The 12,468-nt window shown below is 71.4% G+C and carries 9 protein-coding genes and 3 pseudogenes; 5 read left to right on the top strand and 7 right to left on the bottom strand.

Going from position 1 to position 12,468, the window contains the following annotated elements:
• Positions 1-1,245: a macrolide family glycosyltransferase gene (locus ACZ3TI_RS32315; protein ID WP_465732505.1), complete on the top strand. Its 1,245-nt coding sequence runs from the start codon at positions 1-3 to the stop codon at positions 1,243-1,245.
• Between the two features lie 146 nt (positions 1,246-1,391).
• On the opposite strand, the gene ACZ3TI_RS32310 is transcribed toward ACZ3TI_RS32315, so the two are convergent.
• The gene (locus ACZ3TI_RS32310) at positions 1,392-4,226 is read right to left on the bottom strand and encodes a helix-turn-helix transcriptional regulator (RefSeq protein WP_465732503.1); all 2,835 of its coding nucleotides are present in this window, start codon (positions 4,224-4,226) and stop codon (positions 1,392-1,394) included.
• A gap of 490 nt (positions 4,227-4,716) precedes the next feature.
• Here ACZ3TI_RS32310 and ACZ3TI_RS32305 point away from each other — a divergent pair, with 490 nt between their 5' ends.
• Positions 4,717-6,336, top strand: coding sequence for a carboxypeptidase regulatory-like domain-containing protein (locus ACZ3TI_RS32305; protein WP_465732501.1), 1,620 nt, complete (start codon positions 4,717-4,719; stop codon positions 6,334-6,336).
• Between the two features lie 198 nt (positions 6,337-6,534).
• Here ACZ3TI_RS32305 and ACZ3TI_RS32300 read toward each other — a convergent pair.
• The 6 genes and pseudogenes from ACZ3TI_RS32300 to ACZ3TI_RS32275 all read right to left on the bottom strand — a co-directional run.
• Positions 6,535-6,741 (bottom strand): annotated as a pseudogene (locus ACZ3TI_RS32300) (ketopantoate reductase C-terminal domain-containing protein); the annotation flags it as partial.
• Positions 6,742-7,040: 299 nt separating this feature from the next.
• Positions 7,041-7,421 (bottom strand): annotated as a pseudogene (locus ACZ3TI_RS32295) (ketopantoate reductase family protein); the annotation flags it as partial.
• A gap of 615 nt (positions 7,422-8,036) precedes the next feature.
• Entirely contained in the window at positions 8,037-8,204 is a 168-nt protein-coding gene (locus ACZ3TI_RS32290; RefSeq protein WP_465732500.1) for a hypothetical protein, read from the bottom strand.
• Positions 8,201-8,809, bottom strand: coding sequence for a three-Cys-motif partner protein TcmP (tcmP, locus tag ACZ3TI_RS32285; protein WP_465732498.1), 609 nt, complete (start codon positions 8,807-8,809; stop codon positions 8,201-8,203). The genes ACZ3TI_RS32290 and tcmP overlap by 4 nt, the downstream gene beginning before the upstream one ends.
• A 90-nt stretch (positions 8,810-8,899) precedes the next feature.
• Positions 8,900-9,292 (bottom strand): DUF5131 family protein, encoded by a 393-nt coding sequence (locus ACZ3TI_RS32280; protein ID WP_465732535.1) that lies wholly within the window; start codon positions 9,290-9,292, stop codon positions 8,900-8,902.
• A 100-nt stretch (positions 9,293-9,392) separates the two neighbouring features.
• Positions 9,393-9,590: pseudogene (locus ACZ3TI_RS32275) on the bottom strand (DUF5131 family protein); the annotation flags it as partial.
• Positions 9,591-10,159: 569 nt separating this feature from the next.
• Here ACZ3TI_RS32275 and ACZ3TI_RS32270 point away from each other — a divergent pair.
• From ACZ3TI_RS32270 to ACZ3TI_RS32260, 3 genes are all read left to right on the top strand, one after another.
• Positions 10,160-10,909: a site-specific integrase gene (locus ACZ3TI_RS32270; RefSeq protein WP_465732496.1), complete on the top strand. Its 750-nt coding sequence runs from the start codon at positions 10,160-10,162 to the stop codon at positions 10,907-10,909.
• Between the two features lie 47 nt (positions 10,910-10,956).
• On the top strand, positions 10,957-11,127 hold the full coding sequence (locus ACZ3TI_RS32265; protein ID WP_465732494.1) for a hypothetical protein: 171 nt from the start codon (positions 10,957-10,959) through the stop codon (positions 11,125-11,127).
• A gap of 366 nt (positions 11,128-11,493) precedes the next feature.
• Entirely contained in the window at positions 11,494-12,432 is a 939-nt protein-coding gene (locus ACZ3TI_RS32260) for an SDR family NAD(P)-dependent oxidoreductase (protein WP_465732492.1), read from the top strand.
• Positions 12,433-12,468 lie beyond the last annotated feature (36 nt).

The raw sequence follows: 12,468 nt of genomic DNA, 5'->3' as shown, positions 1-12,468 counted from the left end.
GTGCCCCACACCCCGCCCGCCGCGGCGCCCCAGCGGCACTTCGCGTTCTTCGCGACCCCGGCCCACGGGCATGTCCGCCCCACCCTTCCCGTCGCCGCCGAACTGGTCCGGCGCGGTCACCGCGTCACCTTCGCCACGACGGACCAGTTCCTCGACGAGGTCGCGGCCACCGGCGCGGAGCCGGTGCGCTACGAGACGACCATCCAGGACCTCTCCCAGGCGATCCCGGCCGAGGCCGAGGACTGGCTGCCGCTGGCCCTCACCGCCGCCGTCCGCGAGTCCGCGGCACTCCTTCCGGAGCTCAAGTCCCGCCTGGGCGAAGGACTTCCGGACGTGGTGGTCTACGACTCGGCGATGAACGCGGCCGGGCGGCTGCTCGTGCGGCAGTGGAACCGGCCCGGGGTGGAGCTGTTCCCGGTGTTCCTGCCCCAGCGCGGGGGCAGCAAGTCCTTCTCCCTGGGCCGGCTGCTCAAGGAGGCCGGCGACGGCGGCCCCGGGGTGCGGCCCGCGATGCGCGACTTCCACCGGACCCTGACCGGCTTCCTGGCCGACAACGGCGCGGCCGGCCTGCCGCCGGAGGAGCTCGCCGCCGTCTTCGACGGCACCCGCATGGCGTTCTTCCCCCGGGCGTTCCAGATGGGCGGGGAGTCCTTCGGGGAGGGGTACGAATTCGTCGGCCCCTGCCTGGACTTCGAGGCCGCCCGGGGCGCCTGGCAGCCTCCGGCGGACGGCCGTCCGGTGCTCCTGGTGTCCCTCGGCACCACGTACGGCAACCGTCCCGAGTTCTTCCGCATGTGCGCCGAGACCTTCGCCGGCACCGAGTGGCACGTCGTCATGACGCTCGGCCGCAACGGCGTCGACCCGGCCGAGCTGGAGCCGCTGCCGCCGAACGTCGAGGTCCACCGCTGGATGCCGCACCTCGCCGTGCTGCCGCACGCGAAGGCGTTCGTCTGCCAGGCGGGCATGGGCAGCCTGATGGAGTCGCTGGCCTGCGGGACGCCCCTGGTCCTCGCCGCGCGCGGCCGGGAGCAGCTCATCGACGCCAACCGCGTGGTGGAGCTCGGGCTCGGGGTCCTGCTCGACCCCGAGGAGGCGTCGCCGGAGGAGCTGCTCTCGGCGGTGCGCTCGGTCTCCGGCGACCCGGACACGGCCGCCCGTCTGGAGGACATCCGGGCGGCCATCGAGGCCGCGGGCGGCGCCGCCCGCGCCGCCGACGTCATGGAGGGCCTCGCGGCCGGCCACTGACCGGACACCACTGGCCCGGCACCACTGACCGGCGCCAGGCCGTGCGCAGTCCCGTCGAGCGGCCCCGGCGCCCGGCCGCGGCTCGATTCGGTGCGGTCCCCCGTCGTTCCGGACCGAGCCTCGGCCCACCCCGAGCCACAACGCCCTTACAGCAGTGCGGAGTCCGGCTGGAACCGGGAGACGAGCAGATCCTCACGCCGTCTGACGTTGAGCTTGCGGTACACCCTGGTGAGGTGCTGCTCGACCGTGCTGACGGTGATGTGCAGCCGCTGGCTGATTTCCCGGTTCGAGTAGCCGAGCGAGGCCAGCGTCGCCACCTTCTCCTCGGCGGGGCTCAGCTCGTCGGCGCCGTCCAGGGCCCGGCCGGTCTCCTCTGGCCGGCGCTCGGCCGCCACGGGCTCCTCGCCGTTCGAGTTCAGGCGAACCAGCAGCGGTTCCGCCCCGCACGCCTCGGCCATCCGGCGCGCCCGGCGGGCCAGGTACCGCGCGCGCTGCCGTTCGCCCAGCGCCTCGTGTGCGTCGACCAGGTCCACCAGGACGTTGGCCAGTTCGTAGCGGTCGCCGCATTCCTTGAAGACGTCGGCGGCCTTGCGCAGGATCTCCGGCCGCCGTTCCGGGCCGGAGAGCGCGGCGAACTGGCGCAGCGCCAGGCCGTGGGAGCGCCGGTTGTCGGCCCCCCGCTGCAGTTCGAACTGCTCGCCCAGCAGGACCCTGGCACGGGCGTGCTTGCCCTGGCGGACCAGCGCCTCCACCGTGCCGACCCGCCACGGCACCAGACCGGGGTTGTCCATGTTCCAGCGCCGCATCAGCGCGCCGCAGTCCGTGAAGTCCCGCAGGGCCGCGTGCGTCTGGTCGGTGGCGAGGTAGAAGCTGCCCCGGGCGTAGCGGTAGTGCAGGACGCTCCGGCTGGCGAACAGTGTCTCCACGTCGGCGAGTTGGAGGACCTCCCGGACCTCGCCCATGCTCCGGCCGAGGGCCAGGCGGACGAGGACGAGGGTGGCCACCGGATACCCGATGTCCGTCCCCCAGTCCTTGGGCGGCAGTTCCTCCAGGGCCTGGGAGGCGTACCGCTCGGCGGCCTGTAGGTCCCCGGTCCGCAGGGCCGCCTCGGCGGCCAGGTACAGCATGGTCGCGTGCCAGGACGGCGCGTGCAGGTGCTCGGTGGCCGCCAGCAGCGAGGCGCACCAGGCCCCGGCAGAAGCGGCGCGATCCGCGTAGACGAGCGCCGTCATTCCCATCACGAGGGAATCGAGCGTTCGTCCATTCAGCGGATAGACACGGAGCGCCTGTTCGCTTTCGCTGATCTCCGCCTCGGTGGCCGTTCCGGTCAGCACGGACTGCAGCAGGGTCGTCGCTCTTGTCTGCACACCGTGGCTTTCCGCGGTGTCCTTGCTCTCGAACGCCGTGGAGTCCCACGGAATGCGCTCCGCCACCCCCGGGAACATCACGGCCACCCAGGAGTGGAGCAGTCGCACCTCCTCGGCCATCCGGGGCGCGGAGTCGAGCGACTGGTGGAGACGGCGGATCATCCGCTCCGCCTGTTCGTGCTGGCCCCGGTGCAGCAGGTAGCGGACGAGCAGCAGGTTCTGGGGGGTCACCCGGCCCTCGCGCTCGACCAGGTCGAGGATCGGGGCCAGCCGGCGGAACGCCGTCTGCGGGCTGTGCCGCCACTGCAGTCCGGCCAGGGCCGCGAGGATGGAGGCGCGTTCCGTCTTGTCGGCGGACATGCGGTAGGCCCGTTCCAGGCACTGTTCGGCCAGGTTCATGTCGCCGGAGTCGAGGGCGTGGTCGGCGGCCTCCTTGAGGGCGATCACGCCCCAGGCGCCCAGCTTCTCGTCCGTCCAGGCGGTGAGGCCCGCGCGCAGCAGGTACTCGGCCACCCGGCTGCTGGGCGCCCCGCTCTCGTAGAGGAAGCGCGCGATGTCGACCTGCACGGCCTCCCGGGCGTCGTCCGCCATCTGCTCCAGGACGGCCGTACGGGTGGCCTGGTGGCGCATCGCGCCGCCGCTCACCAGGCCCGCCACGATGAGCGGGCGCAGCGACCGTTCCACGGCCGCCGGCCCCAGGTCGCGGAACCGGCCCAGGAGTCCGCCCGAGGCGAGGTCCCCGAGGAGGGCCATCACCTGGGCCGTCTCCCGGACCTCCGGGTCGAACCGGCTGAGCAGCGCCGTCACGGCGAACCGGTAGTGCTCCCCGGCGATCCGCTCCGGGTCGGCCACCGGATCGGCCACCAGGCCGCCCGCCGCGTTCTCGCAGTCGGCGGCCAGCGCGGCCGTCAGCAGCGGATTGCCGCCGGCGAGGTCCAGGCAGGCGCTCGCGTACGACTGCGCCGCGTTCTCGCCGAGCCGCTCGGCGAGAACGCGCCGCACACCGTCGCCGGTCAGCGGCCGCAGCCTCAGATAATCGAGTTCCGGCTGCTGCATCAATTCGGCGTGGAAGAGCGGGTGTTCGGCCCGCATTCCGTCGGATTCGACGAAGACCATGGAAAGCCGCGCCATTCTGATACGGCGGGCAAAATACAGGAGAATGTGCAGCGACGGCGAATCCGCATGACGCGCGTCGTCCACGACCAAAAGGATCGGCAATTCCTCCGCAGCCGAACTCAGGACGGACCAGAGCTTTTCCGCGACCTCGGCGAGCGGCCGGGCGATGCCCGCCGACCAGGCCTGTCCGGCCTCGGCGACACCGGCCCCGACGGCCTCGGCGACCACGCGCCGACGGTCCGTGTCCAGATCCAGCCCGCCGAAAAGCCGTCGTACGACTCCCAGCGGAATGCCCTGCTCAGCGGCCGAGCATCCCATGCTCAGCACCCGTACGGGCTCGCGCTCCCAGCGCGCCGCCGCTGCTCGCAGGAGTGCCGACTTGCCACAGCCGACCCCTCCACTGACGACGACGATCCTGCCCTGCCCCTTCGCCGCCGCGAACGCGACGGCCTCCAGGGCTTCCAGCTCCTCGTCCCGCTCCACCAATGACACACGCACCAGTCCCCCAAAGCTGCGCTGCAAGCGGCGTTGATCCCCACCGGGCCGAAACCTTCGCTACTTCTCATCCCGGGAAGGTTTGGCCTGGGCCAACGTACCACCAAACGACCTTGAAAGCCGTTCCCGCGTCCACCCTCCGCCGCCCCGCGATAACCGGCGCGCGGTGAAACCCGGGGCGCTAGGGCTTGGTGAAGGGACGGTAAGACGCGCGTACACAGTCCACTCACACCCCCACCAGCACCGGAGGCTGGTCGCGGGCCTTCTCCCCCCGGGCTCCGGCCCTGCATTGGCAAAAGAAAAGCAATGGAAAAACCATGGTATTTCAAAATTCCGGCGGAGATGCCATGGCCGTCGGCCACACCGGCGCCATACGGCCACCCCTACCTCACCTTGCGCATCCGGTCGACTCCATCAGAGTTAGTGAGTACACTCTCACAATGTGCCCTATATCAACGATCGCGACAGGGGCGCCCCACCGGGAGCCCTCCCCATGAGCCGACCAACGAGCGCCGGTCCCGAGTTCGCCGGGGTCCACGGGAGACGGCTCGCACTCTGGCTGGCCTGCTCGGCGCAACTCACGGTGACCGCCCACGCCGTGGTCACCCTCCCGTTGCGGGAACAGCTGGGCACCTCCGCCCCGGAGCCCCGCCACCTGGTCGACCTCGGCACCTGGGCGCTGGCGGGCCTGGTGCTCTCCGCCGCGCTGTCGGCCCCCTCGACGGCGCTGCTGGCGGGGCTCGCCGGAACCGCGTTCTCCGCCCTGCTGCAGGCCCTGGCCGACGACGCGGGCCTGCTCACCGCCGCCTCCGTCCTGGCGCTGGTCTCCTCCCTGCTCGTCCCGCTCGGTGCCCTGCCGCTGCTGTACGCCGCGCTCGCCGATCCAGCCCGTTCCGGCCGTCCGTACCGTGAACAGCTCAAGGCGGCATGGCTGTTCATCGTGTTCACCGGGATCTGCGCCGTCCTGGCCCGCGACACCGTCAACCCGGCGATCCGGCACCTCCCCTGGCGCCTGCTGTTCGGCGCGGGCGCCACCCTCGCGCTGGCGGCCCTCGCGCTCGGCCTCCACCTCCTCGGGGGCCAGGCCCGGCCGGGCATCCGGCGACCGGCTCCCGCCGGCCATGCCGGGCCGGGCGAGTGGCTGGGAGCCGCCCTGACCGCCGGCGCCTGTCTGTGCTCCTCGCTGCTGCTCGTCCTGTGCGCCCAGCCCGGGCCGGGCAGACGACTGCTGCTCCTGGTCTGGTTATTGGCCGCCCCGCTGTTCGCGGCCGTCAGCGTCCTCCACCACCGGTACGCCGCCGGGGCCCCGCACACCGCCGCCCGGCCCGGCCCCGCCGTCCGGCTGTGCGGCAGCGTCTGGTCCGCCGAAGGGGCCGCCCTGCCCCGGGCGAGGCTCATCCTGATGACCGCCGACGGCACCGAACTCGCCCGGACGCACGCCGACACGCACGGGCGCTACGAGATCGAGGCTCCGCCCGGGCAGCGGTGCGTCCTGATCGCCAACTCCCGCACCCACCGCCCGGCCGCCGCCGAACTGAGCCTGCCCGCCGGGCCGTCGGAGGTCAGCCGGCAGCTGACCCTGATGACCGACCCGGCGGGGCCCGAGGCCCGCGCGATCGCCGGCCGGGTCTGGGACGACCTGGAGGGCACGCCGGTGCACGGCGCCCGCGCCATCCTCCTGGGCCACGACGGCCTCCCCGCCCACACCGTGCCGACCGGCCCGGACGGCCGCTTCCTCTTCACGGGGCTGACCCTGGAGACGTACACGCTGGTCCTGCGGCACGAGGACTACCGCCCGTCCGTCCGCTTCCTCCAGGTGACCCCCACCGCCCCGGCCCCCTTCGACGTGGTGCTCACCCCGCACTCGGCCCTCGGCTGCCTGTCGGGCACGGTCACGGACGGCCGGGGCGCTCCGGTGCCCGGAGCCCGGGTCACCCTCCTCGACCGCAGCGGCCTCGGCCTCACGACCACGGCCGCCGCCGACGGCGGCTACCGGTTCCCGGACGTGCCCCTGGGCGACTACACCCTGGTGGCCACCGACGATCCGCGCACGGGAACGGCGGTGCGCATCGACACCGCGTGCACGGAGCACAACCTGAGACTGGGCGCCTGAGACTGACCATCTGACCCGGTACCCGATCGGCCCGCGCGCCCGCACCTGTCCGGCGGGCGCCGGTCAGACCGGCCCGATCAGCCCCGCGAGCTCCACCGGGTCCAGGCTGCCGGGCTCCCGGCGCTCCCGCGCCCAGCGGTTGACCAGACCCTGGAGGGCCTCGTTCACCGGGGTGGGCAGTCCGCAGGTCCGGCCGAGCAGGACGATCTCCCCGTTCAGGTGGTCGACCTCGGCGGATCCACCACCGCGCTTGAGGCTCTGCCAGGTCGATCCCGGCCCACCCGCGCCGCCGGCCGGATCCTCGACGGCGCCGCGCCGCAGCTCGGCCAGCTCCTGCACCGAGGCGTACGCGATGCCCGAGCGCTCCAGCACCGCGACGGCCTCGGCCTTCGCCCGGGCGGCCATCTCGGCAGCAGGGCCCCCTGCCGCCCGCACAGCGCGTCGATGGCATTGGCCAGGTTGCCGAGCAGCTTGCCGTACTTCCAGCGCATCACGTCCTCCACGGCCAGGACGCGGGAGTCGGCGCCCCGCAGGTCCTCGGCGATGCCCTGGAGGATCCCGTCGGTGCCGTCGGTCCCGTCGGTGCCGTCGGTGCCGCCCGGGTAGCGGCCCAGGACCATCGCGGCCGGGCGAGGCCCGCACCAGATGCGGACCTCGCCCGGGGTGAGGAACTCGGCCGGCATGAAGACCATGGCGCCGTACACCCGCCGGAAGCAGCGCAGGGCCAGCCGCTCGTTCTCCACCCCGTTCTGCAGGCACACCAGCGGCAGCCGGAGGGCGGCCCGGCCGGACTCCCCCACGGGGCGGTCGGCCCAGGCGGCCAGGGCGGCCGTGGTGTCCTGGGTCTTGACGGCCAGCAGCAGGACGTCCCCGTCGCGCAGCTCGATCTCCTCGGGCCCCGCCACCACCGGGACCCGGACGGTGTCGGCCCCGTGCGGGCCGTGCACGGTCAGCCCGCGCTCCCGCAGGGCCGCCCCGTGGTCGCCGCGCGCCACCAGGACCACCCGGTGCCCGGCCCGGTGCAGCCGCGCGCCGACCACCCCGCCGATCGCGCCAGCGCCGATCACGATGTACCGCCTGTCCATCACGTCTGCCCATCTCCCCACGGTTGCGGTACGCGTGCCACGCGGACGATCCCCGGTATTCTCCGCGACCCCCACGGGCGCGAGGTCAGGACAGCCGTCCGTCGGCGCCGCCGTCTGCTTGGTCGCCTCCGGCATCCAGCTCGTCAACGACTCCTGCCCCGCCCGCTGCTCCGCCGGCTCCGCCACTGAGCCGGCGACCGCGGAACGGATCGGTGGCACCGCGGGCAATTCCTTGTGCCCCCAGCGGTCGAAAGGTGGTGACGGACAGTCCGCTCAGTCCAGAAAGCGCAGGTCAGGGCCTGCCACATCCAGGCCGCATGATGCCTGATGACACTTCATGACACCCAGTCCGTGAGAGCCGCGTGAGAGGCGCCCGATGACCGGGGCTTCGAGAGTGACTTGCCTCACGGTCGCATTCCAGAACTCACTCACCCCTACGAACACCACGCTTTCGCGGCAGCAGGGCAACTTCTTGCTCGGCATCGCGTAGCGACTCTGGGATATCGGAAGCCGAGGGCCACGACGTGCACCCCGCGGTGCTCCCAGTCACGCGCGGGACGGCAGACATCTCGGCGCGCGCCACTCCGCGGCGGATTACTCGTCCCACCAATTTCCCTACGTCGCGGGGTAGCCGATCCCTGCGATGTCCTCAGCAAGGTCCGCGAGAGTCAGCTCGGCATTGAGGGCACGGACCACGTCATCGGTGAGTGGCCGCAGTGCATAGACGTGCCTGACGGTATCCAGGTCGACTGGTACTTCGTAGTAGTCGACGGCGAAGCTCACGTACGCCTCCGGAGATCGGTCGACGAGGAGGTCGAACAACCAGTCGGCCCCGTCGGGGTCGACGTGTCCCTCCGGAAAATCAATCTCCCCGGTCTGCCAACTCTCGTCACCTCGCTGCGGCGCTGGGTGGCGATCCGTTGCAGCAGGGGGAAGGGGACTTCCGGGCCGCCGAAGCCGTCGAGGAGGACGAACATGGGGTGGTGGAGACTGCCGGTCCGGTCCAGTTGCTGCAGCAGGTCGGGATGGCATTGGCCCTGGGCGATGTGCACGTCGAGCCGGTCGCCTCGGACGCCAGACGAGTCGACGGCTGCCGCGATGCGGCGTTCCAGCTCAGTCTTGCGCCGGCCGTCCTCCTCGACCAGCACCATCCTCACCTTCCGGGGACTGCGCCGAAGCGCTCCGGAGAAGACCTGGTGGGCGACGACGGGAGAGCCGGGCTCGCCGTCCTGGTAAATGCCGGGGCCTGCGAACCCTTCGGCGTAGGTGACGACTTCATTGTGGCTGAGCATGATGGGTGCCCAGGCTTGGAGGTAGCGCCGCAGCAGGGCGTGCTTGGCGGCGGTGTGCGGATCGCGTGGCCAGATGACGTCCTTCGGTGCCGCCATGTGTCTCCCCGGTACGGTGAGCCGTCGCTGCCGGTGGCAGGATCACACAATCGTCACGGTGCGACCAGGGGGCGTGCACGGCGCACTGGATCAGGAGGCGGGGATCGGGTCTCGTGCGGGCATCTCGTCCCAGGTCCGGCCGTTGAGGTCGCGGCCGCGGGCCTTGGGGTTGCGGCCGCCCCACTGCTTGAAGAAGAACGGCACGCCGGCCGTCTGGCAGGCGTCGCGGATTCCGGTGACCCACGTGGGGTCCATCGGACGGTGGTGGGGGCCGGACTCGCCGCCGGCGATCACCCACCCGATGCCGTCGAGGTCCAGGCCCGGAAGGGGTCCCAGCAGCGGTTCCAGCGAGAGGAACCGGACGGCGGCCGGGACGGCTCGCAGGTCGTCGACGCGACCGAGCTGACTCTCGTCCTCGACCGACACTCCCATCCAGAGGTTGTTGGGCCACTCCAGCCGGTCGGCGACCCGGCGTAGCCGCAGGGATCGCTTCGTCAGTACCTGGTAGGTGTGCTGGGGGGGTGTCGGCGATGACCTGGAACACGTCCCGGACGAATGGCAGCGGCACCTTGGCGTGGAAGAGGTCGCTCATGGAGTTCACGAACACGACCCGGGGGCTGTGCCAGCGCCTCGGGATGTCGAGGGCGTCCGGGTGCAGTGCAAGACCGAAGCCGGGTCCGGACGTTCGCGAGTCGCCGTCCGTCTGGTACTTCACGGCGCCCATCGCCTTCAGACGCTTGGCCAGGGTCAGGGCGTAGCAGTTGTCGCAGCCGGCGGACACGCGGTCGCAGCCGGTGGTCGGATTCCAGGTCGCTTCCGTCCACTCGATAGCGCTTCGATCGCTCACTGCCGCTCCTCGCCACCGGGCCGGGCCTCGCGCCGGCCGCCACCTGGCGGACGCCGCCAAAGCCCCTACCTTCCTCCGCGGACACTGCCGGTGTCGAACCCGCTGGCCAGAGCCGCTCTGCTCCCTGGCACAGGCCAACGGCCCGGGGTTGCGCCATGGGCGTCACGCCAGCCCGACTGCCCTCACGCCGATGCCGCCAGCCGGCCCCGGGACCGGCGTCTGCGGGCGGACCATGGCCGCTTACCCACTGGCTACGGATGGTGATCTTCCACGCGGTGTGTCGTCTTGAGCGTGTCTTCGCCAGATGGTTCTGACGTGCCTCGCGCACCGCCCAGCGCGCTCTGCCGCCACACCCGACACGACAGCCACTCTTGCCCCAGAGCCACCACCCAGTCCGAGAGAAGGGGAAGCTCATGGGACAGCGTGCGCAGCGGGGTCGGGTCTACCGGCGGTGTGGTTGTACGGACGGGAACGGGAAGCAGCTGGGTCCGTGGTGTGTGTGGTTGCTGGAGGAGGCGGGTCACGGGTCGTGGACATACTGCGTCGACCTGGCCCCGGAAGAGGGCAAGCGCCGCACTCGCCGTCGGGGCGGGTTCGCCACCCGGGCCGAGGCGACGCGGGAGATGAAGGCGGTGCTGGATGGTGAGTTGCGGGGCGTCTACGAGGACCGCCGCACCACGGTGGCGAGCTTCCTGCGCCAATGGCTGACCGCGAAGAAGGAAGAACTCGCCCCGAACACCTATGCCGGCTACGAGGCGTGCGTCGAACGGGACCTCATCCCCGCCTTCGGCCACTACCGCCTCCCGGACCTGCGCCCCAAGCACATCGAGCGCTGGATCGCCGCCCAGCGCAAGGCCAAGCGCGGCAAGGTCACCGTCTACCGAATCGTCTCCACCCTGCGCAACGCCCTCAACGCCGCCGTCCGCTCCTGGGGGCTGCGCTACAACCCGGCCAAGCACTCCGTCCCGCCCAGGCCCCGCGCCGCCGAGCGCATCTGCTGGACGCCGGACGAGGCGGCGGCGTTCCTGCGCCACAACTCGGAGCACTACGCCGACCGGCTCACCGATCTGTTCGAGGTCATGCTCGGCACCGGCATGCGCCGCGGCGAGGTCCTCGCCCTCCACTGGTCCGACGTCCACCTCATGGACCGCAAGCTCTACGTCCGCTGGACCCTCGCCGCCATCGACAACGGGAAGATCCATCTCCGCGAGCCCAAGACCGAGGCCAGCCGCGCCTGGATCAGCCTCTCGTAGTCGTTCTGGTCGAAGACGGTGCCTGGACGCAGTTCAGCATCGGAAAGATGATGGCCGGCAGCGACAAGCCCGAGCGCACCGCACGCTCCCGCAACCTGTTCTACGTCTGCTGCTCCCGCCCCGTGAACAATCTGGCCGTCGTCTTCCTGTCAGACCTGCCCGTCGAAGCGGCCGAGACCGCGATGACGTGGTTCGCGCAGGCCACGATCATCCCGTAGTCGATCCGGGCCCTCTGCCTGGTGGTCGGCATTGCGGGTGCCGATAGATCATCTGCCCAGGTCGCCCCACAACAGAGCCAGCGCTGTGATGTCGCCCGCCTGCGCGGCCCGAACGAGCGCGATGTCGCCGTCCGCGCCGGTGATCGGATCCCTCACTATCCCGAACCCATCTACCCATGATCACTGGCGGGCGCCAGGAGGCGACTTACGTTGAAACGGCTGAGCCCACGAAGACGAGAGTCATTTGACTGATGACCCGCACGCGGTCCGCGGGTCAGGGTTTCCAGAGCGGACCGGAGAGTCTCCGGCACGGAAAACTCTGCGTCCCGACGACCAGTCTGTACCGAAAGGACAACTCCCCTCACCATGACGCTCATCACCACCCCCTTCGACAAGCGAGCCACGGCAACGGAGGTCCTGTCCGGGGTCGACCTGACCGGCAAGCGCGTGATCGTCACCGGCGGGGCCTCGGGGATCGGGACCGAGACCGTGCGAGCCCTTGCGGGGGCGGGCGCGCACGTCGTCATCGCGACCCGGAACCCCGCCATCGCCGAGCCGGTTCTCAAGGAGTTCCCCACCACCGAGGCCGTCGCGCTCGACCTCGCGGATCTGCGGTCCGTCCGAGCCTTCTGCGACGGCTGGAACGGCCCCGTCGACGCCGTCGTCGCCAACGCCGGCGTGATGGCGCTGCCGGAGCGGCAGGTCAGCGCGCAGGGTTGGGAGATGCAGCTGGCGATCAACTACCTCGGTCACTTCGCGTTGGTCCATGGACTGCACGAAGCTCTCCGGGCCGCCGAGAAGCCGCGCGTCGTGACCGTCAGCTCCGGTGCGCAGCGCCTGCACGGCTTCGATTTCTACGACCCGCAGTTCGAACGCCGCCGGTACGACCCCATGGTCGCCTACGCACAGTCGAAGACGGCCGACGTCCTGCTCGCCGTCGGGATCAGCCGCCGCTGGGCCGGGGACGGCATCGTCGCCAACTCCTGCGAGCCCGGCTGGATCCACACCAACCTGACGCGCCACCTCGACCGGGCCGCCATGCAGGCGGCCGGCGCCATGGACGAGGAGGGGAACCTGCTGACTCCCGACTACTACAAGACTCCCGCGCAGGGGGCGGCCACCAGCGTTCTGCTGGCCGCCTCACCCCTGGTGGCCGGTGTCACGGGCCGCCACTTCGAGGACAACCACGAGGCCGAAGTCATTGACGGAGGCCCTGAGTTCACCATGTCTGGCGTCGCGCGGTGGTCGATCGACCCGGTCGCTGCGGACAAGCTCTGGGACTACGCGTACGGCCTGCTCCCCTAGCGAGCGTCGCGTTCCCCCTGACGTGTGGTGTCGCCG

Source organism: Kitasatospora sp. NPDC023120 (assembly GCF_055560835.1).
Note: the sequence above shows the minus strand (reverse complement) of the source record. Positions and strands in the feature narration are given on the sequence as shown.

What these genes read in the sequence shown, in the direction of transcription:
- ACZ3TI_RS32260 (WP_465732492.1), top strand. Translation starts at nt 11,494, where the DNA reads ATGACGCTCATCACCACCCCCTTCGACAAGCGAGCCACGGCAACGGAG.
- tcmP (WP_465732498.1), bottom strand. Translation starts at nt 8,809, where the DNA reads ATGGCGGCACCGAAGGACGTCATCTGGCCACGCGATCCGCACACCGCC.
- ACZ3TI_RS32305 (WP_465732501.1), top strand. Translation starts at nt 4,717, where the DNA reads ATGAGCCGACCAACGAGCGCCGGTCCCGAGTTCGCCGGGGTCCACGGG.
- ACZ3TI_RS32265 (WP_465732494.1), top strand. Translation starts at nt 10,957, where the DNA reads ATGATGGCCGGCAGCGACAAGCCCGAGCGCACCGCACGCTCCCGCAAC.